At 39.9% G+C, this 25,882-nt stretch carries 32 protein-coding genes; 16 read left to right on the forward strand and 16 right to left on the reverse strand.

What is annotated here, in order from left to right; translation table 11 throughout:
• Positions 1 to 21: 21 nt before the first annotated feature.
• Positions 22 to 879 carry a 16S rRNA (cytidine(1402)-2'-O)-methyltransferase gene (rsmI, locus tag L655_RS0122525; protein WP_024595588.1) on the reverse strand — a complete coding sequence of 286 codons (858 nt, stop codon included), beginning with the start codon at positions 877 to 879 and terminating at the stop codon, positions 22 to 24.
• Positions 880 to 940: 61 nt separating this feature from the next.
• Here rsmI and L655_RS0122530 point away from each other — a divergent pair, with 61 nt between their 5' ends.
• From L655_RS0122530 to dolP, 4 genes are read left to right on the forward strand one after another with little or no spacing between them, the layout of a single operon-like run.
• Positions 941 to 2,818, forward strand: coding sequence for a penicillin-binding protein activator (locus L655_RS0122530; RefSeq protein ID WP_024606344.1), 1,878 nt, complete (start codon positions 941 to 943; stop codon positions 2,816 to 2,818).
• Positions 2,819 to 2,842: 24 nt separating this feature from the next.
• A complete protein-coding gene (locus tag L655_RS0122535) occupies positions 2,843 to 3,214 on the forward strand; it encodes a YraN family protein (RefSeq protein ID WP_002957970.1) in 372 nt (123 codons plus the stop codon).
• Positions 3,215 to 3,246: 32 nt separating this feature from the next.
• The gene (locus tag L655_RS0122540) at positions 3,247 to 3,840 is read left to right on the forward strand and encodes an SIS domain-containing protein (protein ID WP_002957968.1); all 594 of its coding nucleotides are present in this window, start codon (positions 3,247 to 3,249) and stop codon (positions 3,838 to 3,840) included.
• The gene (dolP, locus tag L655_RS0122545; protein WP_024606345.1) at positions 3,833 to 4,399 is read left to right on the forward strand and encodes a division/outer membrane stress-associated lipid-binding lipoprotein; all 567 of its coding nucleotides are present in this window, start codon (positions 3,833 to 3,835) and stop codon (positions 4,397 to 4,399) included. The genes L655_RS0122540 and dolP overlap by 8 nt, the downstream gene beginning before the upstream one ends.
• Before the next feature lie 57 nt (positions 4,400 to 4,456).
• Here dolP and L655_RS0122550 read toward each other — a convergent pair whose 3' ends face one another.
• From L655_RS0122550 to zapE, 8 genes are all read right to left on the reverse strand, one after another.
• A complete protein-coding gene (locus L655_RS0122550; RefSeq protein ID WP_024606346.1) occupies positions 4,457 to 4,894 on the reverse strand; it encodes a ClpXP protease specificity-enhancing factor in 438 nt (145 codons plus the stop codon).
• Positions 4,894 to 5,520, reverse strand: coding sequence for a stringent starvation protein SspA (gene sspA, locus L655_RS0122555; protein ID WP_002957965.1), 627 nt, complete (start codon positions 5,518 to 5,520; stop codon positions 4,894 to 4,896). Before sspA ends, L655_RS0122550 begins: the two co-directional genes overlap by 1 nt.
• A gap of 80 nt (positions 5,521 to 5,600) precedes the next feature.
• Positions 5,601 to 6,350, reverse strand: coding sequence for a cytochrome c1 (locus tag L655_RS0122560; RefSeq protein ID WP_002957964.1), 750 nt, complete (start codon positions 6,348 to 6,350; stop codon positions 5,601 to 5,603).
• Positions 6,347 to 7,612 (reverse strand): cytochrome b N-terminal domain-containing protein, encoded by a 1,266-nt coding sequence (locus tag L655_RS0122565; protein ID WP_002957963.1) that lies wholly within the window; start codon positions 7,610 to 7,612, stop codon positions 6,347 to 6,349. The genes L655_RS0122560 and L655_RS0122565 overlap by 4 nt, the downstream gene beginning before the upstream one ends.
• The gene (petA, locus tag L655_RS0122570) at positions 7,612 to 8,190 is read right to left on the reverse strand and encodes a ubiquinol-cytochrome c reductase iron-sulfur subunit (protein WP_024606347.1); all 579 of its coding nucleotides are present in this window, start codon (positions 8,188 to 8,190) and stop codon (positions 7,612 to 7,614) included. Before petA ends, L655_RS0122565 begins: the two co-directional genes overlap by 1 nt.
• Before the next feature lie 581 nt (positions 8,191 to 8,771).
• Positions 8,772 to 9,164 (reverse strand): 30S ribosomal protein S9, encoded by a 393-nt coding sequence (gene rpsI / locus L655_RS0122575; protein WP_024595789.1) that lies wholly within the window; start codon positions 9,162 to 9,164, stop codon positions 8,772 to 8,774.
• An 8-nt stretch (positions 9,165 to 9,172) separates the two neighbouring features.
• Complete coding sequence (gene rplM, locus L655_RS0122580) at positions 9,173 to 9,601, reverse strand: 50S ribosomal protein L13 (protein ID WP_002957960.1); 429 nt, start codon at positions 9,599 to 9,601, stop codon at positions 9,173 to 9,175.
• Between the two features lie 282 nt (positions 9,602 to 9,883).
• Positions 9,884 to 10,972, reverse strand: a complete 1,089-nt coding sequence (gene zapE / locus L655_RS0122585) for a cell division protein ZapE (protein ID WP_024606348.1) — start codon at positions 10,970 to 10,972, stop codon at positions 9,884 to 9,886.
• Positions 10,973 to 11,106: 134 nt separating this feature from the next.
• Here zapE and L655_RS0122590 point away from each other — a divergent pair, with 134 nt between their 5' ends.
• The 3 genes from L655_RS0122590 (at position 11,107) to L655_RS0122600 (ending at position 14,217) form a co-directional block, all read left to right on the forward strand.
• Entirely contained in the window at positions 11,107 to 11,550 is a 444-nt protein-coding gene (locus L655_RS0122590; protein ID WP_024606349.1) for a YhcB family protein, read from the forward strand.
• Between the two features lie 129 nt (positions 11,551 to 11,679).
• Positions 11,680 to 13,032, forward strand: a complete 1,353-nt coding sequence (locus L655_RS0122595) for a Do family serine endopeptidase (RefSeq protein ID WP_024606350.1) — start codon at positions 11,680 to 11,682, stop codon at positions 13,030 to 13,032.
• 102 nt (positions 13,033 to 13,134) lie between these two features.
• Complete coding sequence (locus tag L655_RS0122600) at positions 13,135 to 14,217, forward strand: trypsin-like peptidase domain-containing protein (RefSeq protein ID WP_024606351.1); 1,083 nt, start codon at positions 13,135 to 13,137, stop codon at positions 14,215 to 14,217.
• A gap of 86 nt (positions 14,218 to 14,303) precedes the next feature.
• On the opposite strand, the gene murA is transcribed toward L655_RS0122600, so the two are convergent.
• The 7 genes from murA to L655_RS0122635 are packed head-to-tail and all read right to left on the reverse strand — an operon-like array spanning position 14,304 to position 18,968.
• Positions 14,304 to 15,563, reverse strand: coding sequence for a UDP-N-acetylglucosamine 1-carboxyvinyltransferase (gene murA / locus L655_RS0122605; RefSeq protein WP_024606352.1), 1,260 nt, complete (start codon positions 15,561 to 15,563; stop codon positions 14,304 to 14,306).
• A gap of 13 nt (positions 15,564 to 15,576) precedes the next feature.
• Entirely contained in the window at positions 15,577 to 15,834 is a 258-nt protein-coding gene (locus L655_RS0122610; RefSeq protein WP_002957953.1) for a BolA family protein, read from the reverse strand.
• Between the two features lie 5 nt (positions 15,835 to 15,839).
• The gene (locus L655_RS0122615) at positions 15,840 to 16,133 is read right to left on the reverse strand and encodes an STAS domain-containing protein (RefSeq protein ID WP_002957952.1); all 294 of its coding nucleotides are present in this window, start codon (positions 16,131 to 16,133) and stop codon (positions 15,840 to 15,842) included.
• Complete coding sequence (locus L655_RS0122620) at positions 16,126 to 16,806, reverse strand: ABC transporter substrate-binding protein (protein WP_024606353.1); 681 nt, start codon at positions 16,804 to 16,806, stop codon at positions 16,126 to 16,128. The genes L655_RS0122615 and L655_RS0122620 overlap by 8 nt, the downstream gene beginning before the upstream one ends.
• A gap of 5 nt (positions 16,807 to 16,811) precedes the next feature.
• Positions 16,812 to 17,360 carry an outer membrane lipid asymmetry maintenance protein MlaD gene (gene mlaD, locus L655_RS0122625; protein WP_002957950.1) on the reverse strand — a complete coding sequence of 183 codons (549 nt, stop codon included), beginning with the start codon at positions 17,358 to 17,360 and terminating at the stop codon, positions 16,812 to 16,814.
• Positions 17,361 to 17,373: 13 nt separating this feature from the next.
• Positions 17,374 to 18,153, reverse strand: a complete 780-nt coding sequence (gene mlaE / locus L655_RS0122630; protein ID WP_002957949.1) for a lipid asymmetry maintenance ABC transporter permease subunit MlaE — start codon at positions 18,151 to 18,153, stop codon at positions 17,374 to 17,376.
• The gene (locus L655_RS0122635) at positions 18,153 to 18,968 is read right to left on the reverse strand and encodes an ATP-binding cassette domain-containing protein (RefSeq protein WP_076915323.1); all 816 of its coding nucleotides are present in this window, start codon (positions 18,966 to 18,968) and stop codon (positions 18,153 to 18,155) included. The genes mlaE and L655_RS0122635 overlap by 1 nt, the downstream gene beginning before the upstream one ends.
• A gap of 255 nt (positions 18,969 to 19,223) precedes the next feature.
• On the opposite strand from L655_RS0122635, the gene L655_RS0122640 reads away from it, so the two are divergent.
• The 9 genes from L655_RS0122640 to ptsN all read left to right on the forward strand — a co-directional run bounded on the left by L655_RS0122640 (position 19,224) and on the right by ptsN (position 25,867).
• On the forward strand, positions 19,224 to 20,192 hold the full coding sequence (locus L655_RS0122640) for a calcium/sodium antiporter (RefSeq protein ID WP_024606355.1): 969 nt from the start codon (positions 19,224 to 19,226) through the stop codon (positions 20,190 to 20,192).
• A gap of 3 nt (positions 20,193 to 20,195) precedes the next feature.
• Positions 20,196 to 21,167, forward strand: a complete 972-nt coding sequence (locus tag L655_RS0122645; RefSeq protein WP_024606356.1) for a KpsF/GutQ family sugar-phosphate isomerase — start codon at positions 20,196 to 20,198, stop codon at positions 21,165 to 21,167.
• Positions 21,168 to 21,719 carry a 3-deoxy-manno-octulosonate-8-phosphatase KdsC gene (kdsC, locus tag L655_RS0122650; RefSeq protein ID WP_007580311.1) on the forward strand — a complete coding sequence of 184 codons (552 nt, stop codon included), beginning with the start codon at positions 21,168 to 21,170 and terminating at the stop codon, positions 21,717 to 21,719.
• Positions 21,716 to 22,270 carry an LPS export ABC transporter periplasmic protein LptC gene (gene lptC, locus L655_RS0122655; protein WP_024606357.1) on the forward strand — a complete coding sequence of 185 codons (555 nt, stop codon included), beginning with the start codon at positions 21,716 to 21,718 and terminating at the stop codon, positions 22,268 to 22,270. The genes kdsC and lptC overlap by 4 nt, the downstream gene beginning before the upstream one ends.
• Positions 22,260 to 22,805 carry a lipopolysaccharide transport periplasmic protein LptA gene (lptA, locus tag L655_RS0122660; RefSeq protein WP_002957943.1) on the forward strand — a complete coding sequence of 182 codons (546 nt, stop codon included), beginning with the start codon at positions 22,260 to 22,262 and terminating at the stop codon, positions 22,803 to 22,805. The genes lptC and lptA overlap by 11 nt, the downstream gene beginning before the upstream one ends.
• Entirely contained in the window at positions 22,802 to 23,527 is a 726-nt protein-coding gene (lptB, locus tag L655_RS0122665; protein ID WP_002957942.1) for an LPS export ABC transporter ATP-binding protein, read from the forward strand. Before lptA ends, lptB begins: the two co-directional genes overlap by 4 nt.
• Before the next feature lie 69 nt (positions 23,528 to 23,596).
• Positions 23,597 to 25,096, forward strand: coding sequence for an RNA polymerase factor sigma-54 (locus L655_RS0122670; RefSeq protein WP_002957941.1), 1,500 nt, complete (start codon positions 23,597 to 23,599; stop codon positions 25,094 to 25,096).
• A gap of 26 nt (positions 25,097 to 25,122) precedes the next feature.
• Complete coding sequence (gene hpf / locus L655_RS0122675) at positions 25,123 to 25,410, forward strand: ribosome hibernation promoting factor (RefSeq protein WP_024606358.1); 288 nt, start codon at positions 25,123 to 25,125, stop codon at positions 25,408 to 25,410.
• 4 nt (positions 25,411 to 25,414) lie between these two features.
• Positions 25,415 to 25,867 carry a PTS IIA-like nitrogen regulatory protein PtsN gene (gene ptsN / locus L655_RS0122680; RefSeq protein WP_024595797.1) on the forward strand — a complete coding sequence of 151 codons (453 nt, stop codon included), beginning with the start codon at positions 25,415 to 25,417 and terminating at the stop codon, positions 25,865 to 25,867.
• The last annotated feature ends 15 nt before the right edge of the window (positions 25,868 to 25,882 follow it).

Raw genomic sequence — 25,882 nt, forward strand, 5'->3', positions numbered from 1 at the left:
TAATACTAAGCGCAGTAAAATTTACTCTTTTTCTTCAATAATTGTTTTATATAAAGCGTTTTTCTTCATACCAAAGTATTCGGCTACAACGCCACAGGCTTTTTTCATTGGCATTTCACTCTCAAGAAGTGCCAGCATTTTGCGCGCTTCTGGCGGAACATCGTCTATTTGCTTTGGTTTACCCGCAAGCATAAGCACTATTTCGCCGCGCTGCTTGGTAGGATCATCAGTTAAAAATTGTTTAAGCTCACTTACACTACCATTAAAAAATGTTTCAAAGGTTTTGGTTAGCTCTTTAGCAAACACGACTTGCTGCTCATCTCCAAGGGCTAGTGCTAAATCATCAAGGCTTGCCATAATACGGTGCGTACTTTCGTACATTATGCTGGTAATGCCTGAGTTAACAGCTTCGGTAAAAAAGTCTTGGCGAGCTTTGCTTTTAGCTGGCGTGAAACCAATAAACTGAAAGCGGTCAGTTGGTAAGCCTGAACAACATACGGCTGTAATTGCAGCACATGCACCTGGAACAGGTGTAACATGAGCGCCTTGTTCGCGACATAGATTTACCACAGCGTAGCCTGGATCACTAATTAGCGGTGTACCAGCGTCAGATACTAAAGCAATATTTAAACCTTGATTAAGTTGATCAATAATTTGCTGTGCTTTTTGCTTTTCGTTGTGGTCGTGTAATGCAAACGTTTTTGCCTTAATTCCAAAGTGGCTAAGTAGCTTGCCGGTATGGCGAGTGTCTTCAGCAGCTATTAAGTCAACTTGCGATAATGTCGCAATGGCACGGTGACTTAAGTCGTCATAATTGCCAATTGGGGTGGCAACAATGTAAAGAGTGCCAATTTTCTGTGAATTCTCCTCATTTAACATTGAGGTCTCCTGCGTCAGTCAGTAATATAAGCAAATCGCGTTAACGTATTGGGAAATCATTGTGCGACTTAAACTAGTTAGTCTATTAATTATATTGTCAGGGTTATCGGCGTGTAGCACAACCGAAAAACCAACTAAAAACAGCGATAACGTAAGTAACCGCACTAATGCACTGCAAAATCAGGCAACCAGTGCGCAATCTATCTACCAATTGGCGCAAAACCGCCAAGGTGCCGATAAAATACAGTTATTGTATAGCGCCCGCGATGCTGCAATTAGTGAGCAAAACTGGCCTTTGTTAGAGAAAATCGGTAATGAGCTTGAATTAACCGCAAGTGTTGATCAAATCCAAAACCGTCTTTATATTGCATTTGCACAAAAACAACAGAATAAGAATGATCAAGCTTTGGTGATTTTGCAATCGCTAGACGGACAACTTACTCAACCCGAGCATTTTGCATGGCATCAGTTTTTAACGGCCAGTATTTATGCATCGCAAAATTTTCCAAAAAAAGCTGCCCCCTATTTCTTTAGAGCCTCTGAAACAGCCACAAAAAACAATATAGAAATCTCTCAGCTCAATCAAAATTTGTGGGATAACTTAAAACAGCTCTCTTCATATGCGCTTGAACGTTTTAACCGTGGTTCGGTTATCCAGCAAGGCTGGGTAAACCTTGGTCTATACTATCAAGTATATGCAAGTAGCGGCGTGGAGCTAGACCAAGCAATTAATAATTGGCGCAGACGCTATATTGGGCATCCGGCTTTTTCTGTATTACCTGAACAGGATGAAATGCTTACTGAGCTCGCCCCTATCAATATAGAGCGTTTAGTTGTGTTGTTTCCACAATCAGGCCCTAACGAACGCTTAGGTGATGCCCTTAAAGCCGGTGTGTTAGCTGCACTTGATACGCGAACTATCAACGACACTATTTTTATTGATGAAAACCTAAGCACTGAGGAAATCGCAGCGCAACTTGAAGAAATAAAGCCTGATTTTGTAATTGGTCCTCTACTTAAAGCAAATATTGATAAACTAGCCAATGCACAAACTCTTATTGATACTCCGGTACTGCATTTAAACACCTTTGATGGTGAGCGCATTTCGCTTCAGCATTATTACTTTGCATTGAACCCTGAGCACGAAGTACAACAAGCTCTGGAACACTTTTTAACTAAGGGCTATCAAAAGCCTATGCTGCTTGCGCCAAATAATGCAAATGGCCAACGTTTAGTTGATTATTTTAACCTACAGTGGCAACGCTACAGCGAAACCAAGCCACAAATAGGTTTTTATAACGATAAAAAAGATATGCCGAACACAATTACCAGCTTATTAGAAGTTGATAAGTCAAAAGATCGCATACAAACAGTTAAAGCATTATTTAGGCAAGAAGTAGAAAACGAAACGCGTTCACGCAGTGATATAGACGTTATTTATATTTTGGGTGATGCAATAGAAACTCGCTTAATTAAACCTTACCTTGATGTAAACGTCAGTACATTTGCTGATCGTATCCCACTTTATGCAAGCTCTAAAAGTCATAGTAAGCAAATTGACAGTACAGACAAAGGCGACTTAGACGGCCTATACTTCACTGAATTACCGTGGATGCTTGATTCACAAATTAAACAACATAATTTACGCCAGCAGTACAACTCTCTATGGCCTGAGCAAATTGATATTAGCCAACGCTTATTTGCAATGGCGTACGATGCAGTATCAATATTACATGACATTAGACAGTTAAGCGTAATGCCTGGCAACCAATATAGTGGTTTAAGCGGTAAGCTATCTGTTAATACCAGCGGCCATATAGAACGTATGCTCGACTGGGCTCAATATACAAACCGTCGCATTAAGCCTGTGCAATTAGAAACACAACGCCCGGTACCATTGTTTATGCAATCAGCGGGTGATATACAAACTATAAATTAAACTTTATTAAGTTAAGGGGGCGGCATGTCGTGGTTTAAAGAGCTGTGGCACAATAGTCGCGAAAAAGGCCAGTATTATGAGCTTGAAGCGCAAAAATACTTAGTTACTCAGGGCTTAACACCCATTGAACGTAATTATTACTGCCCCTTTGGCGAGCTTGATGTCATTATGAAAGAAGGCGACACCCTTGTATTCATTGAGGTCAAGTTTCGCAAAAATAATGCCCGTGGCGGTGCCAACTATGCACTTAGCCCACAAAAACAAGCTCGATTAAAACGTAGTATTTATCATTACTTAGCAGCTAAAAATTTAACTAACCAAGCACTAAGAATTGATTATGTAGCCATTACAGGAGAAGCATCTCCTAATATTAATTGGCTTAAAAATGTATTTTAAACGCAAATACAAAGATAAATTATTGGTAGGCTATGCAAGACACAATTAAAGAAATTTTTACAGAAAGCATTCAAGTTCAAATCGCTGCTGGTGAAGTGCTACCTAGTGCGCTTGAGTCAGCTGCATTTACTATTGCACAAAGTCTGATCAACGGAAATAAACTCATTTGCTGCGGTACTGCTAATTGCCACATGCTCGCCCAGCACATGGCGGGTGTATTGGTTAATCACTATGAAACCGAGCGTCCTTGTTTGCCGGCAATTGCTCTATCGCAAGAAAACGTTAACCTTGGACAAAGTACTCAGGTAGACGATCACGATACATTTGCTCGTCAAGTCCGCGCTTTTGCCCAGCAAGGTGATTTATTGCTTGTACTGGCTATTAACGGTAACGAAAAACATGTTATTTCTGCCGTTGAAGCTGCACTAACTAAAGATATGAAGGTCATAGTTATGGTTGGTGATGATGGTGGCGAGTTGGTTGGCCTACTTGGCCCTAACGATGTTGAAATTAGATCCCCATCTAAACGCCCTAGCCGCATTATCGAATCCCATTTAGTTAACTTACATTGTTTAAGCGAACTTGTTGATTTAACGCTTTTCCCTCAGGATGAAAATTATGTTTAAACGCTCTCTTATTGTTTTAGGTACTGTTGTATTACTACAAGGCTGCGCAGCTGCTGTTGTTGCAGGTACAGCCAGTGCAGTAACTGCAGCGAACGATCGCCGTACCATTGGCTCTCAAATTGACGATAACAATATTGAAATAAAAGCGAGTATTGCACTTAGCGAAGTAGAACGCCTTGAAAAGTTTGCCAATATAAGCGCTGTAAGCGTTAACGGTATTGTTTTACTTGTAGGCCAAGTATCTAATGAAGAAATGAGAAACGAAGCACAGCGTACCATTGAGGGCGTTTCAGGTATTCGTAAGATACATAACCAAATTCGTATTGGTTCAAATATTGGCATTACTACACAAACTCACGACTCTTGGCTTACTTCTAAAGTAAAAGGCCAGCTACTCACCGCAAAAGACATTAGCAGTAATAATATTAAAGTGGTTACAGAAAACGCTGAAGTATTTTTAATGGGTTTAGTGTCTGACTCTGAATCTACCCAGGCGGTAAATATAGCCCGTAATGTATCAGGCGTAGAGCGTGTAATTAAAGTGTTTGAATATATGTAAAGTTAAACACAGACATAAAAAAACCGCTTATTAAGCGGTTTTTTTTGCATTTACTTATTATTTAATAACGCGTAAATGAGAGCCTTTTTTCTTCTGTGGCTTTTCTGGTGGTGTTTCATCAATAAATTCAGCTGATGAATCAACACTTTCAAGCTCAGGCACAAAATCGTCTTCGTCCTCTAAAAACTCATCTGTAGTAAAGACTGTTCCTTCGCCATTTTCACGCGCGTATATTGCAAGCACAGCACCTAGAGGCACATACACTTGCATTGGCTGACCACCAAAGCGCGCATTGAAGCTAAGTTGAGTTAAGTCTAACGAAAACTGTGTGACCGCTGATGGACTTATGTTTAAAACAATTTGTCCGTCTTGAACAAACTGTGTTGGCACTTGTACATTTGCAAACCCAGCGTCTACCACTAAATGCGGTGTACACTCGTTATCGACTATCCAATCAAAAAAAGCACGTAATAAATAAGGACGATTAGGCGTCATTATAAACGGATCTCACGCTCAGCTTCAGTTAAAGAGGCTTGGAATGACTCACGTTCAAATAAACGGATCATATACTCTTTAAGCTCTTTAGAACCTGCACCATTCAGCTCAATACCAAACTCTGGTAAACGCCATAATAGTGGAGCTAAATAACAATCTACTAAGCTAAACTCTTCACTCATAAAGTAAGGTGCTTCGCTAAAAATAGGTGCTACAGCAAGTAATGCTTCTGTTAGCTCTTTACGAGCTTGAGCAGCATCTGACGTGTTGTTACTGATTTTGTCAGCTAGGCTGTACCAATCAGTATCAATACGATGCATCATTAAGCGGCTACGACCACGCATTACCGGGTAAACAGGCATTAGTGGAGGATGAGGAAAACGCTCATCAAGGTATTCCATGATGATGTTTGCCTGGTATAAACCAAGCTCACGGTCAATCAGTGTTGGCACTGTGCCGTAAGGGTTAATTTCGTGAAGTGCTTCTGGCAAGTTATCTTTTTCAGCCAAATGAATATCTACACTTACACCTTTTTCCGCAAGTACAATACGTACTTGGTGGCTATACATACAGTTAGCACCAGAAAAAAGGGTCATTACAGGGCGCTTATTGGCAGCTACGGCCATGCCTATACCTCCATTAAATAACTAAAACAGCAAAAGGGGCTTAAGCCCCTATTGCAAAATTACCTTTAAAAATGTTCAACTTAATGAACATCTCTCCAGTATTCTTTCTTAAGCATAAATGCCAAGATAAATAGAATTATTAAGAATCCTATTACCTTAATACCTAGCGCTTCCGATTCAAGACGTGAAGGTTCACCCACGTACTCAAGGAAGTTTGTTAAATCACGAGCCGCTTGGTCGTATTCATCTACGCTTAATTCACCCGTACCATCAGTTTCAGTAGCAATAACTTTGGTCACAGTGTGGCCATGTTCTTCTACTTCTTTAGTGATAGGCGTTGGTAAACCTTGTAGTTCTTGAAGAACATGAGGCATACCTACCGATGGAAAAACAATATTGTTAACTCCAAACGGGCGAGATTCATCTTTATAAAACGATTTTAGGTACGTGTAAATATAATCTGGTGATTTTACACGTGCAATAAGAGTTAAATCCGGCGGAGCCGCACCAAACCATTTTGCTGCATCATCTTTTGTAATTGCGTTTGTGATATGGCTACCGACTTTAGAGCCGTCAAAAATTAACTGCTCTAAACCAACTTCTGTTGGGATACCGATATCACGAAAAGTACGCTCATAACGTTGATACTGCATTTGGTGACAACCAAGACAGTAGTTCATGAACAACTTTGCACCGCGTTGTAAAGATGGTTGATCAGTAAGGTCGTTATTCGCTTCCATTAAAGGAACCGACGGACCTGCTGCCATAACCATGTTAGGCAACAAGTTTACTGATAAAGCAAATAAACCAATAATAAGCTTCTTCATCATTTCGTTAACCTCTCTGGCAATGGCTTAGTTTTTTCGTTCTTACTGTATACAAACAACAGTACGAAGAACATAAAGTAAGTCACAGTACAGATTTGAGAAATAATCGTTTTCATATCAGTTTGTGGAGTTGCACCAACCCAACCAAGAAGAACGAAAGTTACAACAAAGCCTGCAATGTTCCATTTATGGAAACCACAACGGTAACGAACCGATTTAACTCTACCACGGTCAATCCAAGGTAGTAATGCAAGTACTACAATCGATGCACCCATCGCCGCAACACCGATTAGCTTATCAGGGATTGCACGTAAGATTGCATAGAATGGCGTAAAGTACCAAACCGGGAAAATATGCTCAGGTGTCTTAAGTGGGTTAGCTGCCTCGAAGTTTGGACCTTCTAAAAAGAAGCCATTCATCGCCGGCATAAAGAACACAACCCAACAAAACAGTATTAAGAAACCAACCACACCCACAATATCTTTAACTGTGTAGTAAGGGTGGAACGGTATCGCATCAACAATGTCTTTTTTGTTAGTGTAATACTCATGGAATTTAAATTTAGGCTTATCTTCTTCAGCTACTGAGCCTTTCTTACGTTTAATCTCAATACCTTCAGGGTTATTTGAACCCACTTCGTGTAGAGCAACAATGTGTAAGAAAACTAAGATTACAATAACCAGTGGTAGTGCAATTACATGTAATGCAAAGAAGCGATTAAGCGTTGCACCTGATATTACGTAGTCACCACGGATCCAAAGTGTTAAGTCATCACCAATAACCGGAATAGCACCGAATAATGAAATGATTACTTGTGCGCCCCAGAACGACATTTGGCCCCATGGTAATAAGTATCCCATGAATGCTTCAGCCATTAGCGCTAAGAAAATGAACATACCAAATAACCACAGTAATTCACGCGGTTTTTGGTAAGAACCGTAGATCATGCCACGGAACATATGCATATATACAACGATGAAAAACGCTGATGCACCTGTTGAGTGCAAGTAACGTAGTAACCAGCCATATTCTACATCACGCATGATGTACTCTACCGAGGCAAAAGCACCTTCAGCAGACGGAACAAAGTTCATCGTCAACCAAATACCTGTTAGGATTTGGTTTACTAGTACTAACATGGCTAGTGAGCCAAAAAAGTACCAGAAGTTAAAGTTTTTAGGTGCTGGATACTGTGCAATGTGCATGTTCCAAACACGTGTCATTGGGATTCGGTCGTCTATCCAACCAATAATCTTACCAAACATTAGGCTACCCCTCTTTCTTCGCCCACTAAAATAGTGGTGTCATCTAGAAAAGTATAAGGTGGTATTTCTAAGTTTAATGGTGCAGGTACCGATTGAAATACTCGACCAGCCATATCAAATTTAGAACCGTGGCACGGGCAGTAGAAACCGTCATCAGTCCCTTCTACTTTCTCACCAAAATTACCTTGTAAAAAGCCTGGTGAACATCCTAAATGCGTACAAATACCTACAGCCAAAAATATTTCTGGACGTAATGAACGGTAATCATTTGTTGATGATTCTAATTGTTGTGGCTCTTGCGATTGCGGATCACGAAGTTGACCTTCATGTTCTTTCATCTGCTCAAGCATTTTTGGGGTACGTGATACAACCCATACAGGTTTACCACGCCACTCGACACGTATTAATTGTCCAGGCTCAAGTTTGCTGATATCTACTTCTACAGGCGCACCCGCAGATTTAGCTCGCTCACTTGGATTCCAAGACGCAATAAAAGGAACAGCAGCCCCAGCNCCTACAACAGAGGTAGCTATGGTTAAAAAGCGACGTCGGCCATTGTCTACAGGCGCATTGCTCATCCACTTATCTCCACTATGATTCTCAACACTTGCTATATTGAGAACATCAGTTACAGCAGGTTAATTATTCGAAATTTTTAAAATAGAAGCGATCATAATTAAAACCCTTGATTAAAACAAGGTTATTCAAAGCCCCATGCTCGAATAAACCTAACTTGATCAAAAATTTGATTAAGCTAGCTCGAGAATAAAGCCGAACGACTATAATAACGCTTCTGTAAAAACAATATACTGACCGAGATCAACACCACTAAGAGGAAACAGTAAAAACTGTACATAGTGTCGTTAAACTCACTCATTTTACTTCCACGCCAATTGTAGCAAAAAATTCCACCAATTAACTGATGGATTTAAACTAATTACGATAATTATTTAACTTTTTTGCAGCTATCTGAGTGTTTTTTAACTTTCGTTCGATTAATACGCAGTTATTAATAAATTTGATCATCATTAATTACAGCAATACCAAGTATGGCGACCGCTATAAACAAATTTAAATTAAGTAGCAAATGTAAACTTTTTGATTTGAAAACAAAAAACCCAGCATAAGCTGGGTTTTTGAATTCTTGATAACGTATAGATTAACGTTTTGAGAACTGTGGACGCTTACGCGCTTTCTTAAGACCCACTTTCTTACGTTCAACTTTACGTGCATCACGTGTAACAAAACCTGCTTTACGAAGTTGTGGACGTAGTGACTCGTCAAACTCCATAAGTGCACGAGTGATACCGTGACGGATAGCACCAGCTTGACCAGTTGTACCACCACCAGAAACGGTGATGTAAAGGTCAAATTTTTCAGTCATATCAACTAGCTCAAGAGCTTGATGAACAACCATGCGTGCTGTTTCGCGACCAAAATACTCTTCTAGAGAGCGTTTGTTGATTACGATGTTACCAGTGCCTGGGCGTAAGAATACGCGAGCACTTGAACTTTTACGACGACCTGTACCGTAGTATTGATTTGCCATGATGGTGCTCCTTAAATGTCTAGAACCTGAGGCTGTTGTGCAGCATGGTTATGCTCAGTACCTGCGTAAACTTTAAGTTTACGGTACATAGCGCGGCCTAAAGGACCACGTGGCAACATGCCTTTTACAGCTTTCTCGATGATCATTTCAGGCTTTGCAGCTTGAAGTTTATCAAAAGTAGTAGACTTAAGGCCACCTGGAAAACCAGAGTGAGCGTAGTACACTTTATCTTTGAATTTGTTACCAGTTACAGTAACTTTTTCAGCGTTGATAACGATGATGTAATCACCAGTATCTACGTGAGGAGTGTATTCAGCTTTATGCTTACCGCGTAGGCGGTGAGCGATTTCAGTAGCGATGCGACCTAAAGTTTTACCTTCAGCGTCAACTACGTACCAGTCACGTTTTACTGTTTCTGGTTTAGCAACAAACGTTTTCATTTATAAAAATCCAATGTTTTTCAATTAAAACCACAAGTAGTTAATATTAACTACTGCTCTAAGTTTGCTATAACCCCTTCGAGTTTTAGACTTTTGCGCCGCTCACAAGTGGCTAGACTATATGAGGACATAGAACGCAACGTGGCAGACGCGGGAGTATACCAGCACTTAAAACACATTGCTACTCGCCGGTTGTTTTTTCCACAAGAAATTTCAGAAATAAGAAGTACTATATATGTACCTCTTTTTTATAGTTGCCCTATTACACATTTACTTACTTATTTAAACTAAATGCTCTCTAGCTAAATATTCTAAGGATTGCATTTCTTGTAAACGACTAATACAACGCTTAAATTCAAAGTTTAAATTACCTTGGGTATAAAGTTCGGTAATAGGTTTTTCAGCCGATATAATTAAAGTTACATGGCGCTCATAAAATTCATCCACTAAAGCAATAAAGCGTCTAGCAGCATCATCATTAGTTTGCCCTAGCTGTTTTACGTTAGAAATAATCACCGTATTGTATAAGCGGCTAATCTCCATGTAATCGACCTGGCTACGTGCTGTTTCGCACAATTCACTAAACTCAAACATCACAACGCATTTAGCTACTTTACGCGTTTTGATTTTTCGCCCTTCTATCTCTATCGGCTCATCTAATTGTCCAGGCTCTGACGATAGCTTATCGAAGTATTCAAATAGGTTTTTATCCGCTTCTTTATCTAATGGACTATGAAAAATTTCGGCTTGCTCTAAGGTACGCAACCGATAATCAATACCTGAATCTACATTAACTATCTCGGTATTTTTTTTAACAAGCTCAATTGCTGGCATAAAACGCGCTCGCTGTAAGCCATTTCTGTAAAGTTCATCAGGCACTATATTAGAGGTTGCTACAAGTACTATGCCCCGTGCAAATAGCGCTTCCATTAAGCCACCTAATAGCATGGCATCAGTAATGTCTTGTACAAAAAACTCATCAAAGCAAATAATGTCTGTTTCTGCTTTAAAAGTGTCAGCAATTTTTTCTAATGGATTAGCCGTATTATTTAGCTTTTTAAGCTCGTTATGCACTCGGTGCATAAATCGATGAAAGTGCACACGCATTTTACGTGTGCCCGGTAATGATTCGTAAAAAGTGTCAACTAAATAAGTTTTACCACGCCCTACTCCCCCCCAAAAGTACAAACCTTTTACAGGCGCAGGTTCTTCTTTACTAAATAGCTTAGCAAAAAAGCCTTTTTGTTTTGGCTTTGTCTGAGTTAGGTCATCGTATAGACGTTGTAAATGGCGCACAGCATTTTCTTGTGCTGCGTCGTGTACAAAGTCATCTCGCTTTAAGTCTTGTTGGTATGTTTGCCAAGGAGTCATATCTATTTACAGTTAAAACACAGTTTAATTTGCAAAGCATATTAACACGCATCATAACTCGGGGTATATTACACTTAGTATGATTTATAATTGAATCGGCATTCGTTAGTTATTTTCCCAAAGGGGTAGTTTTTATGGGCACAGTTATGTGGGTAGGTTTGATTGTTATTGTTGCTGTTGTAGCATTTTTTATTGGTGCATTTGTAACTAAAAAACAGTTCAAACAAGATGAACTAAAAGAGCAAGCGGAACAAGCACAAAGTGCGCTTGAGCAGTATCGCCAAGATGTCGCTGATCATTTAGCGAATACTGGTAAGCTCGTAAATAAAATGAAAGAAAACTATGATCAACTGCTTAGTCACGTTGAAGAAACAAACCAGCTTCTTCTAGAAGATAGAAATAAAGCACCAGCTGAACCATTCTTTTCTAAAGAAACCACTGAGCAATTGCAGGCGTCTTTAAAAGAACGTAGTTCAGATCGCTCATCTGCTGCAGCGCAACCCGCTGATTATGTATCAGGTGAATCAGGTTTATTTGCTGGTCAAAATAAAGTTTCAGAACATTCTAAAGCATCTTGATGAACTTTTTTTTGACCCCATAGTCTTTAGATATAACAGCTTTGTTGTTTTATCTTAATAAACCGAAAAGGGCTGCTGTAAAGTAGCCCTTTTTGTTTTGCTTTATCTTAAGTGGAGTTACCCCTGACTATGAAAATGAAATTATCACTTATCAGCGCAGCTATTCTATCTACAAGCTTATTAATGAGCCCTGTAGCATCTTATGCAAAAATGCCAATTGCAGTAAATGGTCAACAACTACCAACTCTTGCCCCCATGCTAGAGAAAATATCTCCAGGTGTTGTAAGTATCCAAGTTTCAGGCTCAAAAGAAGTACGCCGCCGTGCAGATCCGCTTGAATACTTTTTTGGACAGCAACAGCCTCGCAGTCAAAAGCGTCAATTTAGTGGGTTAGGCTCTGGGGTAATTATTGATGCTGATGAGGGTTATGTAGTCACTAATAATCACGTAATCCAAGATGCCGAAAAAATGGTAGTAACCCTCGAAGATGGCCGTGAATTTGAAGCAACTAAAATTGGTACTGATACAGAATCAGACATCGCTCTTTTACAAATAGACGCTGATGACTTAACTGAAATAAAACTCGCAAATTCAGATAGTTTACGAGTGGGCGACTTTGCCGTCGCTATTGGTAACCCATTTGGACTTAGCCACACAGTTACATCTGGTATTGTTAGCGCTCTTGGCCGTAGTGGTTTAAATATTGAGGGCTACGAAGATTTCATTCAAACCGATGCTGCTATCAACCAAGGCAACTCTGGTGGTGCACTAGTTAACTTAAACGGTGAATTGATTGGTATTAACACTGCTATTTTAGGTGCTTCTGGCGGTAACGTGGGTATTGGTTTTGCCATTCCATCAAACATGATGAAAAACTTAGTTGATCAAATTGTTGAACACGGTGAAGTACGCCGAGGGTCGCTGGGTATCTCTGGCCGCCCACTTGATGCAGGCCTTGCTAAGGCGCAGCAACTTGACGTTAAACAAGGTGCTTATGTAATGCAAGTAATGGACGACACTGCCGCAAGTAAAGCAGGTATAAAAGCAGGTGACGTAATTGTTAGCATTAATGGCGGTGATATTAGTGGTTTCCATGAACTACGCAGCAAAATTGCTACGCTAGGTGAAGGCCGCGAAATAAAACTTGGTATTTACCGCGATGGTAAAATTAAAACGGTAAAAGTAACTCTTGATGGTGCATCAGGTGTTACAGCGACTGGCGAAGAGCTGCATCCTGCGTTCCAAGGCGCGACACTTGAAAACGTGCAAAAAAATAGTAATAAAGGTGTTGAGGTTACGTCTGTAGACCCTCGCTCACCTTCTGCCCGTGTTGGCCTTGAAGAAGGTGATATTATTATGCAAGTGAATCGCCAACGAGTAGAGACTATTCGTGATATGAATAAGATTATCGAAAACACTAAAGGTAATATCGTACTTGGCGTACAACGTGGTCGTGAGTCTATATTTATTTTAATTCAGTAATAAATAGCACTATTAATGTAATAAAAATAACAGTGGCACTTGCCGCTGTTATTTTTTTTATGTCATCATAAAGAGATTGCTCACTTACATAATAAGAAAACTGTGCTGAAATTAATAAAATTTATTCTCCCCCCTTTATTTGCAGGTCTAAGTATTGCTTTTTTAGTGGTTTTTTTCAGCCCTAATATGCGAGCCGCCTTACTCCCTAATGTTCTCCTTCCAAGCGCGATGAGTGCGAGTCACCTGAGTTTTTCTGATGCAGTTAAACGAGCAGCTCCTTCTGTAGTTACTATTTTTTCAGAAAGCATTTCCAAAGAACCTCGTTATAAAAGAAAAAACACGGTACAAGAGCTAGGCTCTGGCGTCATTATGTCGCAAGACGGTTATATTCTTACTAACTACCATGTTGTGAATAATGCAGACCAAATTATGGTTATCTTAACCGATGGCCGACGCTTTTTTGATGTGCAACTAATTGGTTTTGATACCATTACTGATTTAGCCTTACTTAAAATCAATGCAGATCACCTCCCGGTGATTCCCGTAAACGATAGCTATGTATCAAATGTAGGCGATGTTGTACTTGCTATAGGCAACCCGCTTAACTTAGGGCAAACAATCACTCAAGGCATTATTAGTGCAACGGGTAAGCAAAAAATTACAGATAGCCCTTACAATAACTTATTGCAAATGGATGCAGCTATTAACGTGGGCAACTCCGGCGGCGCATTAGTTAACTCCAATGGTGATTTAGTCGGCATTACTTCTGCGCAGTTTAAAACGCGTGAGAACTTGAATATTCAAGGAATATTTTTTGCGGTTCCTTACTCACTTGCTAAAAAAGTGATGGGTAAACTCATTCGTCATGGTCGCGTTGTACGCGGCTATTTAGGCTTTGAAGGCACAGCAGTAGATAGTACAGGTAAAGAAGTAAACGACAGCCTAACGCCGGTTACCGGCATGCGCATTACTAATTTAGACCCTTTGGGGCCAGCATGGCAAGCGGGTATTGAAGAGCAAGATATCGTCATTAAAATTGCAGGGCTTTCGGTAGCAAACCCACAAAAAGTGCTTGAAAAAATAGGTAATACGGAGCCCGGTAAAGAAATAGAATTTGAGCTATACAGAGATGGGAAAATAGAAAAAATCATGGTGGTGGTAGCTGAGCTTGAAACAAAGCTTTAATAAATAGTAATACCAATCGTCAATAAAAAAGTCGGATAGCAATTTGCGTATCCGACCTTTTTAAAATAGCTTAACTAGTTATCTACTTAGCTACTTCTACGTTTAATGTTTGCACCCAACGCACTTAGCTTATCTTCAATGCGCTGATAACCTCTATCAACGTGATAAATACGGTCAACAACCGTTTCACCCTGTGCCACTATACCCGTTAAGATTAAGCTAGCTGAAGCGCGTAAATCGGTTGCCATCACTTGCGCGCCCGTTAAGCTTTCAGTCTCACCACAAATTGCGGTATGTCCTTCCAAACGAATATTAGCGCCCATACGCTGTAACTCTGGTACATGCATGAAACGGTTTTCAAAAATTGTTTCTGTAATAGTCGCACTACCATTCGCTACTACATTCAATGCTGTAAACTGAGCTTGCATATCCGTAGGAAAACCTGGGTGTGGGGCTGTTTTAATATTAACGGCTCTTAGTTCTCGGCCGCGCATATCAAGATAAATACTGTCGTTATTCACCTCTAGGTGTGCATTGGTTGCGCGTAATTTTTCAATTACAGGCTCAAGGGAGTGAAAGTCGGTGTTTTTACAAAGTACTTCACCGCCTGCCATTGCTGCAGCGACTAAAAACGTACCAGTCTCAATTCTATCTGGTAAAATACTGTGCTCGCATCCTGCTAAACGCTCAACGCCTTCAACTTCAATGCGGCTGGTTCCTGCACCTGTGATTTTAGCGCCCATTGCAATTAAGCAATTAGCTAAATCAATTATTTCAGGCTCGCGTGCCGCATTATCAAGTATGGTTTTACCATCAGCGAGGGCCGCTGCCATTAATAGGTTTTCGGTAGCGCCTACACTTACCATTTCCATAAAAATTTCAGCGCCTTTTAAGCGACCATTTACCTTGGCATTAATATAACCATTTTCAACGTTTATTTGTGCGCCCATGCGCTCCAAACCTTGAATATGAATATCAACTGGGCGAGCGCCAATGGCGCACCCACCAGGTAAAGACACTTGAGCTTCACCAAAACGTGCAACTAGAGGTCCTAATGCAAGCACAGAGGCACGCATTTGCTTTACTAAGTCGTAAGGCGCTAATGTTTTATTAACCGTTGCACCGTCAATTACTAGGGTATCGCCCTGCCAATTAACATCTGCACCTAAAGTTTTTAATAAGGCTTCAGTGGTCACTATGTCGCGAAGACGCGGTACATTAGTAAATATACTTTTGCCATCAGCTAATAGTGAAGCAAATAAAATAGGCAGTGCGGCATTTTTAGCGCCCGAAATAGTCACTTCACCAGCAAGTGAAGTGCCACCTTGAATTACAAATTGATCCATTAGGAGGCCCTAGTTATTGCGGTAAAATGAATTTTTGTTCACGCTTCCACTCTACAGGAGTAAATGCACGAATAGATACTGCGTGAATTGTCCCATCTGAAATTGTATTCATTAATGGACCATAAACTAGCTGCTGCTTTTTAACTCGGCTTAAACCGTCAAAGCATTCGCCTACTGCAACAACTTCATAATGACTACCATTGGCTTTTACATGTACTTCAGCTAATTGAAGTTCTTCGCGTAATAATGTTTCGACTTGGCTAGTTTCCATAACTCTCACTCAAATAGGGTTGTAACCTGACCCAATTGCATTAAATTTTGCAATTGCTCAGGTAGGTTTTGCAATTCAAGGCGAATGCCTTGCTGCTTTAATTCTGCAAAAGAGTGAATTAACCAAGCTAAGCCTGCTGTGTCAACCCTTGATACTCCACTTAGGTCGAAATAGATGATTTTATGCTTAGTTAATAACTTATTGTTCAGAAGCTGTTCATCGCCAATTGAATTTCGAGTAAGCTCACCGCTTACTCCAAAATGTTGTCCATCAACTTGGCTTATTGCCAATTTAGTCATTCGAGTTACTGCCTCTAAACTGAACTGGTAGCTGACTCTTTTGCTCTAAAAGGTTACTTACATTATCAATACCTTGCTGACGCAAAATACCTTGCAGCTCGCTTTGCTTTGCATCCAGTAAACTAATACCTTCGGCAATCATATCGTACGCGCGCCATTCACCGTCGCGGTCTTCGCGTACTTTAAAATCGATTCTGATATCAGGTTTACCGTCTTCAATAATTTTAGTCTTAATAACAACGACGTCTTTACCTTTAAACGCTTGCTCTGCACCAAACTCAAATTTCTGGTTTGTGTATTGAGTAAATACACCTGCATAAGTAGCAACTAAGTACTCTCTAAATACACCAATAAAGCGTTGAATTTCTTTAATTGCTTTGGCCTTTTCAGCCTCGTCGGTAATTGCACGAACTTTAGATACTTCACTGCCAAGTACACGAAGTGCTGCATATTTATAGTCGATATAAGGCATTAATTCTTCTTCGACTATTACGCGAAGGTATTCTTGATCTTTAACAATTAATGGCTGATCTTTTTTAATGCGCGCAAATGTATTATCGGCAACTTGGCGTACCATTTTATTAGGATCGACTAATTTCACATCTGCTGCACTTACGCTTTGAGTTAGCGTCATTGTGCCAATTGCTACAATAGCTAAAAACTTTTTCAACATAATAATTACTCACTACCTTGGTTGAATAAAAACTGCCCGATTAATTCTTCAAGTACAATGGCAGACTTAGTATCAGTGATTGAATCGCCATCACCTAGTGCTTTACTTTCCACACCAAATAAATCGTCAATTGCTTCATCTTGCTTGTTTTCTGTCACTGTTTCGCCTAAACAACGTTGCTTAGCAGAATCTGGAGAAATTACAGGGTGAATACCTAAGTACTGCTCACCTAAAATACCCGACGTTAAAATAGAGATTGAGCTTGTGTCTGAAAAACGACATAAGTACTGTGCGTCAATGGTCATATTAACGACTGGTAAAAATTCTTGTGGGTGAACATAAATTGATTCAACACGACCAATTACAACACCACCTACTTTTACCGGCGCACGCGCTTTTAACGAGCCGATGTTTTCAAACTTGGCATTAAGCGTATATGTTTCGCCAGAGCCACTAATACCTGAATTGGCAACTTTAAGTGCAAGCATCGCAAAAGCTAAAATGCCAAGTGCTACAAAAAAACCAACTAAAATTTCTAATTTCCGTGAATTCATTATCTATACCCTATTAGCTGGTAAACATTACCGCTGTCAAAATAAAGTCAAAACCTAAAACTGCTAATGACGAATGAACAACCGTTTCGGTGGTTGCTTTGCTGATCCCTTCTGAGGTCGGCACACAGTCATATCCTTTATAAAGCGCAATCCAGGTCACCACTATGGCAAATACAAAGCTTTTAATAATACCGTTTAGTATGTCTTGCTGAAACGACACTTGCGATTGCATGATTGACCAAAAACTACCTGTATCAACCCCCAGCCAATCTACCCCCACTAAATGAGCGCCTATAATTGCTACAGCTGAAAATATCAATGCAAGCAATGGCATGCTTATAAAACCCGCCCAAAAGCGCGGTGCAATAATACGTTTTAGCGGATCGATTGCCATCATCTCAAGTGATGAAAGTTGCTCTGTTGCTTTCATTAAGCCAATTTCCGCTGTCAAAGCGCTACCTGCGCGTCCTGCAAATAATAATGCAGTAACAACCGGGCCTAGTTCTCGCAATAAGCTCAGTGCCACTAACGGCCCTAAACTATCTTCAGCACCATAACCAACCAATACGGTGTAACCTTGTAGAGCCAACACCATGCCGATAAACAAACCTGACACCATAATAATGAGTAACGATTGCGAACCAACCATATAAAGCTGGCGAACAAGTAAAGGTGTGCCTTTTTTAAAATTAGGAACATGCGCTAATGCACTAAACAGCATATAAGCAGAACGACCAAGGGCCGCAAAACGTCCTAGCGTTTTATGCCCTAGCTTTTGAAATAAATCCAACATTATGCTTTTTCTCCAAGTAGTTCGTCTGCATAAGCCTGAGCCGGAAAATGAAATGGTACTGGACCATCCGACAAGCCTTTTAAAAACTGTTGAACTAAAGGAGATTCATGATTACGCATTTCATCTGGAGTACCAGAACCAATTACCCCTTGGTCGGCGATAATTATAACGTGTTCGGCAATACTCATTACCTCTGTTACATCGTGCGTCACGATTAAAGACGATAAACCTAATACTTCGTTGAGCGACTTAATTAGCTTAACCAATACGCCCATCGAAATAGGATCTTGCCCTGCAAATGGTTCATCGTACATGATTAGCTCTGGATCAAGTGCTATAGCGCGTGCAAGCGCAGCACGCCTTGCCATACCGCCGGATAACTCAGAGGGCATTAAATCTTTAGCGCCACGTAGTCCAATAGCTTGCAATTTCATTAACACAACTAATCGAATCAGGTCTTCACTTAGCTTTGTGTGCTCTCTTATAGGAAACGCGATATTGTCAAATACCGACATATCAGTAAACAGCGCACCACTTTGAAAAAGCATGCTCATTTTAGTACGTGCTTCGTATAACTCTTTACGAGACATTTTAGGAATGCTGCCACCTTCAAATAAAATATCACCTGAATCTGGTTTAAGCTGACCACCAATTAAACGCAACATAGTGGTTTTGCCAATTCCGCTTGGCCCCATGATCGCAGTAATTTTACCTTTAGGAACGCTAAAACTCATATTTTTATATATGATTCTATTGCCTCTCGAAAAGCTAACATCCTTGACTTCTACTATTGATTGCGACAAGTCGCTCTCCATAAAAATGTTCACTAGTGCACCTATTTTAAAGCTTTTTTGTCAAAGATGGAAAAAACAATTCGTAAGATTTTGTAATACACCCATGAAAAGGATTATAAGACTCGCTCAAAACAGCTTAACCCCGGCTTAAATTTTTAAATTAGCTGTTTAAAAGCAGCATTGTTACGCAGTTGACCTTACTCTTTTATTTATACTTTCATCTTAGCTTTTGTTACTATTCGCGCCATCCGTATTTTGTATAACTGGCTTAACACAATGGTTACCTCGTTTGTTATTTTAATTCTTGGTTTTGCAGCTCTTGTTTGGAGTGCCGATAAGTTTGTTTATGGGGCTGCGGCTCTTGCTAAAAACTTTGGTGTACCTACACTTATTGTTGGTTTGACCGTTGTAGCCATGGGCTCTTCAGCCCCTGAAATGATGGTTTCAGCCTCTGCCGCTTTGGCTAACAAAACCGACACAGCCGTTGGCAATGCTGTTGGCTCTAATATTACAAACATTTTACTTGTGTTAGGTATCACTGCTCTATTTCGCCCTCTTTCAGTTTCATCTAGTACGTTAAAACGTGAAATGCCATTAGTGATGCTCGTATCTTTAGCTACTTGGTATGTGTTCTCAGATAACTACTTTTCATTTAGTGAAGGTGTTGCGCTTTTAGTTGGCTTTATCGTATTCATCGGTGGGTTAATCATTGTATCTATGCGTGCAAAAAACCAAGATGACCCTTTTGTCTCAGAAGCCTGCGACGATGTACCAAACGATGTACCTACTAAAAAAGCGGTATTTTGGTTAATTGTCGGCATGATACTCCTGCCGGTTAGTTCTCATTTTTTAATCGGCTCAGCTGTTGATATTGCTAAATACTTCGGCTTAAGCGACTTAGTCATTGGTTTAACAATTATTGCCATTGGTACTAGCTTGCCTGAACTTGCCGCCTCGGTTGCAGGCGTACTTAAAAATGAAGATGATTTAGCACTAGGTAATATTGTTGGCTCAAACATATTTAATATTTTAGCTGTATTACCTCTAGCAGGTATTATTAATCCTTCAGCAATTGATCCATCGTTAGTAAGCCGAGATATATTAATTATGATTGGTGCAACACTTGCTCTTATTATTATGTCATTGAACTTTAGAGGCACCCAGCGTATCAATAGGGTAGAAGGCGGCTTATTGCTAATAGCGTTTTTGGGTTACCAAGGGTATATTTTTAGTCAAGTAGGGTAAATGATGGCAACGCTAAACTTTATTGAACAAGGCCTTCGCGTTTTAGATGTTGAGCGCCAAGCACTTAGTGATATTGCACAATATGTAGATGAAAATTTTCATAACGCGTGCCAATTAATGTACGACTGTGAAGGCCGTATTATTGTTATTGGCATGGGAAAATCAGGCCATATTGGCAATAAAATAGCGGCAACCCTTGCAAGCACTGGCAGCCCTGCGTTTTTTGTTCACCCTGGTGAAGCAAGTCATGGTGATTTAGGTATGATCACTAAAAATGACGTGGTTATGCTTATTTCTAATTCAGGGGAAACCAGCGAAGTTTTAAATATCATTCCGGTTTTAAAACGACTTGGTGCCAAAATGATAGCGATGACTGGCAATACACAATCAACAATGGCAACCCTTGCTAATGTACATGTGTGCATTAAAGTAGAAAAAGAAGCTTGTTCATTGGGTTTAGCCCCTACATCAAGTACCACTGCAACGCTTGCGATGGGCGATGCCATGGCAGTTGCATTATTAGAAGCTCGCGGCTTTACAGCTGATGACTTCGCGCTATCTCACCCAGGTGGTAGTTTAGGCAAGCGCTTATTACTTACTATAAAAGATGTTATGCACAGCGGCGCAAATACACCTATTATTGATGTTTCACAAACAGTTAAAGATGCTCTAATAGAAATGTCAGCTAAAGGATTAGGTATGACAGCCATTGTTGATGAAAATCAGCAACTCGTAGGGTTATTTACCGATGGTGACTTACGTCGCATTTTAGAACAAAGAATTGATATTCATACAACACAAATAGATGTTGTTATGACTAAGTCATGCACTACAGCTACGCAAGATATTTTAGCCGCTGAAGCGCTCAATATTATGGAACGTAAACGTATAAATGGCCTAATCGTCGTCAATGAGAAAAACCAACCTATTGGCGCATTAAATATGCAAGACCTATTGAAAGCAGGAGTGTTATAAATGCAATTTGAAGAACTCTATCAACCGCTGAGCGATGATGCAAAAGCACGCGCTAAAAAAGTAAAACTACTTATATGCGATATTGATGGTGTATTTTCTGATGGCCGTATTTACCTTGGCAATCAAGGTGAAGAGCTAAAAGCATTTAATACAAAAGATGGTTTTGGCATTAAAGCACTTATAAACAGTGGCTTTGAAGTAGCTGTTATTACTGGTCGTCATTCACAGATAGTACAACAACGTATGAGCAGCTTAACCGTACAGCATATTTATCAAGGCCAAGAAAATAAGCTCATTGCCTATCAAGAATTAAAAGATAAACTCAACCTTAGCGATGAACAAATTGCTTATATTGGTGATGACGGTCCTGACATGCCTGTTATGGAGTTAGTAGGCTTTGCCGTTGCAGTAAATGATGCCCACCCACTTATTAAGCGTTTGTCACACTATGTAACGCAAATGCCTGGTGGTTTTGGTGCTGTGAGAGAACTCACCGATTTGCTCATGCTTGAAAATGGTAAAGCATTGACTACACAAGGCACTAGTTCATGAATGCAGCGCGCATAATATTAAGCGTTTTATTCATTAGCTGTATGGTTTGGCTTTGGTACCCTTATTTTACACAAACAAATATTGTGCCTCAGGCTGAGCCTGAAGTTATTGCTAAGCCTGATTACATAGCTATTGAGCTCAAACAGACAGCCTATGATGAGCAAGGTAAAATTAGCCACAAAGTCACTGCGGCTAAAATGGAGCTATACCAGCAATTAGGTTTCACGTTTTTCGAAAAACCCATTTTTACTTTATATAACGAACAACAAACGTGGCAAATAAATGCAGACGAAGCAACATTATACGAAGATAAACAATTAATTTTAGAAGGTAATGTGGTTGCCAAAAACTTAACCGATAACGCCATGATAGACAAAATCAATGCTGATAATATTCAGGTTGATATAAAGTTATTAACAATGCGTTCGGAGCAACCCGTCATTATCACTGGACCCAATTTAAAAATCACCGGTAAAGGCCTAGAAGCCGACTTAAAAACCGAAGTGATAAAACTAATTAACCATACGCGAACCATATATTATGACCAATAAAATATTAAAATCACTTATTATTCCTACACTTATACTAGCGTTTAATAGTAGTGCAGCAGAGCAAAACACGCAACCTGCTGCCAATCAAATTTCAATAAGCGCCGATAAGCAAGAAGGTCAATTAAAAGCTAATGTCGGAATTTTTGAGAAAAACGTTGAAATTATTCACGGTAACCGCCGTATCACAGCCGACCGCTTAGAAGTACATAAACGCGATGAACTTGGTGATAATAAACAATTATTAATTGCTACAGGTAGCCCTGCGCACTTTGAAGAAAAGCAATCAGATGGCACGACTATGAGCGCCAGTGCTGACGAAGTACGTTATGATGTATCTAAGCGTTTTTTAACGCTTGTTGGTAATGCACAAGTATCGCAAGCCGGACAAAAAATAAATGCTAAAAGCATTACCTACGACATAGAGCAGCAGCTCATCAGTGCCGAAAAAGATGAAAACTCAACTGACCGCGTTCACACAATTTTAGTACCGATCGAAACTAAAAAAAGTAAAAAAGGCGATAAAGGTCAACCATGAGCACATTAAAAGCAGAACTATTGGCAAAAAGCTATAAAGGTCGTGAAGTTGTAAAAAACGTCGGCCTTGAAGTACAAGCTGGCAGTATAGTTGGCTTACTTGGCCCTAACGGTGCTGGTAAAACAACGACTTTTTATATGATTGTAGGGCTTGTTCCTAGCGACAAAGGTAAAATATCTATTGATGATAACGATATTACTCTTTTACCTATGCATAGTCGTGCTAGATTAGGCATAGGCTACTTACCACAAGAGTCATCGATTTTTAGAAAGCTGACTGTTTATCAAAACTTAATGGCCATTTTAGAAACGCGCAAAGAACTAAATAAACAAGCCAGAGAAGACACGCTCAATAACTTATTAGATGAATTTAGCATACAACACATTCGTGATAGCCAAGGTATGGCATTATCGGGTGGAGAGCGTCGTCGTGTAGAAATAGCACGAGCACTGGCAGCAGATCCTAAATTTATATTACTGGATGAACCGTTTGCCGGTGTTGACCCTATTTCGGTATTAGATATAAAGAAAATAATAGAACATCTTAAAAATCGTGGGATTGGAGTATTAATTACCGACCATAACGTAAGAGAGACCCTTGATGTTTGTGAAAAAGCCTACATTGTTTCTCATGGGGAGCTGATTGCATCAGGTACTCCAGAGCACGTATTAAATGATAAAACAGTACGCGATGTTTACTTAGGCGAGCAATTTAGGCTGTAACATTTACGCCATGTCTTTAAGCATCTGCTAGTATTAATTATAACAACATAAAAGGATTGTTAGAGATACATGAGGCAATCACTACAGCTGCGCATGGGCCAGCAACTTACAATGACTCCACAGTTGCAACAAGCTATTCGTTTGTTGCAACTCAGTACATTGGATCTCCAGCAAGAAATACAAGAAGCTCTCGACAGTAATCCACTATTAGAGGTTGAAGAGGCAGACTATTCTGAAGACGCTGCTGGTAAAAACGAGCAAAAAGCTGATACCGATGACATAACTGTTAGCGCATCTGCTGATGATGCTCCGAGCGAATATGAACAAGATACTGGTGAAGCACTTGCAAAAGACACGCTAAGTGACGACATGGCTATGGATGTTAGTTGGGATGAGTACATGAGTGCCGCTCCTGCAGCCTCATCAGGTCCAATGCCTGAAGACGAATCAATATACCAAGGCGCCTCTACTGAAACGCTCCATGAGTATTTAATGTGGCAATTACAACTAACGCCATTTAGCCCTACCGATGAAGCCATCGCTATTGCGATTGTAGAGGCCGTCGATGATTCAGGTATTTTAACATTAAGCTGCGAAGAGATTTTAGAAAGCTTTAATCAAGAAAACGAAGATGATAACGAAGTCGAACTTGATGAAATTGAAGCCGTATTAAAACGCATTCAACTGTTTGATCCTGTTGGTATTGCTGCACGTAGTTTACAAGAGTGTTTGTGTATTCAGCTTAATCAATTTGATAAAGAAACACCTTACATTAATGAAACGAAAATGATTTTAACCGAGCATATTGATCTATTAGCAGCTCGCGACTATCGTACATTAATGAAAAAAACTAAGCTCAAAGAAGAAGAGCTTAAAGAAGTGATGACACTAATACATACTCTCAACCCAAAACCTGCAGATACTATTGTAAGGGAAGAATCTGAGTATGTTATTCCTGATGTGTCAGTTAAAAAAATTAAAGGCCGCTGGGTTGTCGAATTAAACCCAGATAGCATGCCTAAAATTCGTGTTAATAGCCAATACGCGGCAATGTCTCGCACTGTAAAATCAAGTGGCGACAGCCAGTTTATTCGCTCACATTTACAAGAAGCTAAATGGTTTATTAAAAGCTTAGAAAGTAGAAACGACACGCTATTAAAAGTTACTAATTGTATTGTTAAGCAACAACAAGGCTTTTTTGAACATGGCCCTGAAGCCATGAAACCAATGGTTTTAAATGATGTCGCTGAAATGGTAGAAATGCACGAATCGACAATTTCGCGTGTGACTACTCAAAAGTACATGCATACACCCCGTGGTATATTTGAGCTTAAATATTTTTTCTCAAGCCATGTAAGTACTGAAAACGGTGGTGAATGTTCATCTACAGCAATACGTGCGCTTATCCGAAAATTAATCGCAGCAGAAAACTCAGCAAAACCATTGAGTGATAGCAAAATAGCGGATATATTGGCTGAGCAAGGAATTAAAGTAGCAAGACGTACAATCGCAAAATACCGTGAATCTCTTGCTATTCCACCGTCAAATCAGCGTAAAAGTCTGATTTAAGACGCTAAACTAAGAGGGTAATGCTTATGCAACTAAACTTAACTGGTCGTCACGTAGAATTAACCGATTCACTAATAGACTATATTAATACTAAATTTGCGAAGCTTGAAAGACACTCTGATCATATTAATAATGTTCATGTCATTCTCGATGTAGAAAAATTAAATCAAAAAGCAGAAGCCACAATACACGTAAGCGGTGCTGAGCTATTTGCCTCTACAGAACATCAAGATATGTATGCCGCTATTGACTCGTTGATCGACAAGCTCGATCGCCAAGTAATCAAACACAAAGAGAAGCTTGCTCGACACTAATATGATGAAATTAAGTTCACTTATATGCCAGGACTGCAGCAAAGCTGCGGTCCTTTTTAATAGCAAAAAAAGAATTTTAGAGTTCATTAGCGAACTTGCTCACGACAAACTTCCGTATTTACCGCAACAAGATATTCTTAATGCTTTAATGAGCAGAGAGAAATTAGGTAGTACAGGTATAGGGCGTGGCATTGCTATTCCTCATGGAAGAATGAGCGGTGCAGAAGAGCCTTTGGCTTTAGTGCTCGTTAGCGAAACTCCAATAAACTTTGATGCAATCGATAATCGCCCTGTTGATATTTTTGTCGCACTCATCGTACCAGATGGCGATAACCAGCAGCACTTAAAGACTCTAGCAACCATTGCTGATAAACTAAACAACAAAGATTTTTGTAAACAGTTACGCAGTGCAAAATCTGATACTGAGCTTTACCAAGTTATTGTCGATCAATCATAGTTTTATAAAGGGTGT

This window comes from Pseudoalteromonas sp. TAE79, from assembly GCF_000498015.1.
GTDB lineage: Bacteria > Pseudomonadota > Gammaproteobacteria > Enterobacterales > Alteromonadaceae > Pseudoalteromonas.

What these genes read in the sequence shown, in the direction of transcription:
- rsmI (WP_024595588.1), bottom strand. Translation starts at nt 879, where the DNA reads ATGTTAAATGAGGAGAATTCACAGAAAATTGGCACTCTTTACATTGTT.
- lptA (WP_002957943.1), top strand. Translation starts at nt 22,260, where the DNA reads ATGACCAATAAAATATTAAAATCACTTATTATTCCTACACTTATACTA.
- rplM (WP_002957960.1), bottom strand. Translation starts at nt 9,601, where the DNA reads ATGAAAACGTTTGTTGCTAAACCAGAAACAGTAAAACGTGACTGGTAC.
- L655_RS0122620 (WP_024606353.1), bottom strand. Translation starts at nt 16,806, where the DNA reads ATGTTGAAAAAGTTTTTAGCTATTGTAGCAATTGGCACAATGACGCTA.
- ptsN (WP_024595797.1), top strand. Translation starts at nt 25,415, where the DNA reads ATGAAATTAAGTTCACTTATATGCCAGGACTGCAGCAAAGCTGCGGTC.
- L655_RS0122670 (WP_002957941.1), top strand. Translation starts at nt 23,597, where the DNA reads ATGAGGCAATCACTACAGCTGCGCATGGGCCAGCAACTTACAATGACT.
- L655_RS0122560 (WP_002957964.1), bottom strand. Translation starts at nt 6,350, where the DNA reads ATGATGAAGAAGCTTATTATTGGTTTATTTGCTTTATCAGTAAACTTG.
- L655_RS0122645 (WP_024606356.1), top strand. Translation starts at nt 20,196, where the DNA reads ATGGCAACGCTAAACTTTATTGAACAAGGCCTTCGCGTTTTAGATGTT.
- mlaE (WP_002957949.1), bottom strand. Translation starts at nt 18,153, where the DNA reads ATGTTGGATTTATTTCAAAAGCTAGGGCATAAAACGCTAGGACGTTTT.
- L655_RS0122640 (WP_024606355.1), top strand. Translation starts at nt 19,224, where the DNA reads ATGGTTACCTCGTTTGTTATTTTAATTCTTGGTTTTGCAGCTCTTGTT.
- dolP (WP_024606345.1), top strand. Translation starts at nt 3,833, where the DNA reads ATGTTTAAACGCTCTCTTATTGTTTTAGGTACTGTTGTATTACTACAA.
- mlaD (WP_002957950.1), bottom strand. Translation starts at nt 17,360, where the DNA reads ATGAATTCACGGAAATTAGAAATTTTAGTTGGTTTTTTTGTAGCACTT.
- L655_RS0122540 (WP_002957968.1), top strand. Translation starts at nt 3,247, where the DNA reads ATGCAAGACACAATTAAAGAAATTTTTACAGAAAGCATTCAAGTTCAA.
- L655_RS0122595 (WP_024606350.1), top strand. Translation starts at nt 11,680, where the DNA reads ATGAAAATGAAATTATCACTTATCAGCGCAGCTATTCTATCTACAAGC.
- murA (WP_024606352.1), bottom strand. Translation starts at nt 15,563, where the DNA reads ATGGATCAATTTGTAATTCAAGGTGGCACTTCACTTGCTGGTGAAGTG.
- kdsC (WP_007580311.1), top strand. Translation starts at nt 21,168, where the DNA reads ATGCAATTTGAAGAACTCTATCAACCGCTGAGCGATGATGCAAAAGCA.
- L655_RS0122615 (WP_002957952.1), bottom strand. Translation starts at nt 16,133, where the DNA reads ATGACTAAATTGGCAATAAGCCAAGTTGATGGACAACATTTTGGAGTA.
- lptB (WP_002957942.1), top strand. Translation starts at nt 22,802, where the DNA reads ATGAGCACATTAAAAGCAGAACTATTGGCAAAAAGCTATAAAGGTCGT.
- lptC (WP_024606357.1), top strand. Translation starts at nt 21,716, where the DNA reads ATGAATGCAGCGCGCATAATATTAAGCGTTTTATTCATTAGCTGTATG.
- L655_RS0122535 (WP_002957970.1), top strand. Translation starts at nt 2,843, where the DNA reads ATGTCGTGGTTTAAAGAGCTGTGGCACAATAGTCGCGAAAAAGGCCAG.
- L655_RS0122590 (WP_024606349.1), top strand. Translation starts at nt 11,107, where the DNA reads ATGGGCACAGTTATGTGGGTAGGTTTGATTGTTATTGTTGCTGTTGTA.
- sspA (WP_002957965.1), bottom strand. Translation starts at nt 5,520, where the DNA reads ATGGCCGTAGCTGCCAATAAGCGCCCTGTAATGACCCTTTTTTCTGGT.
- L655_RS0122550 (WP_024606346.1), bottom strand. Translation starts at nt 4,894, where the DNA reads ATGACGCCTAATCGTCCTTATTTATTACGTGCTTTTTTTGATTGGATA.
- L655_RS0122565 (WP_002957963.1), bottom strand. Translation starts at nt 7,612, where the DNA reads ATGTTTGGTAAGATTATTGGTTGGATAGACGACCGAATCCCAATGACA.
- L655_RS0122635 (WP_076915323.1), bottom strand. Translation starts at nt 18,968, where the DNA reads ATGGAGAGCGACTTGTCGCAATCAATAGTAGAAGTCAAGGATGTTAGC.
- zapE (WP_024606348.1), bottom strand. Translation starts at nt 10,972, where the DNA reads ATGACTCCTTGGCAAACATACCAACAAGACTTAAAGCGAGATGACTTT.
- L655_RS0122610 (WP_002957953.1), bottom strand. Translation starts at nt 15,834, where the DNA reads ATGGAAACTAGCCAAGTCGAAACATTATTACGCGAAGAACTTCAATTA.
- hpf (WP_024606358.1), top strand. Translation starts at nt 25,123, where the DNA reads ATGCAACTAAACTTAACTGGTCGTCACGTAGAATTAACCGATTCACTA.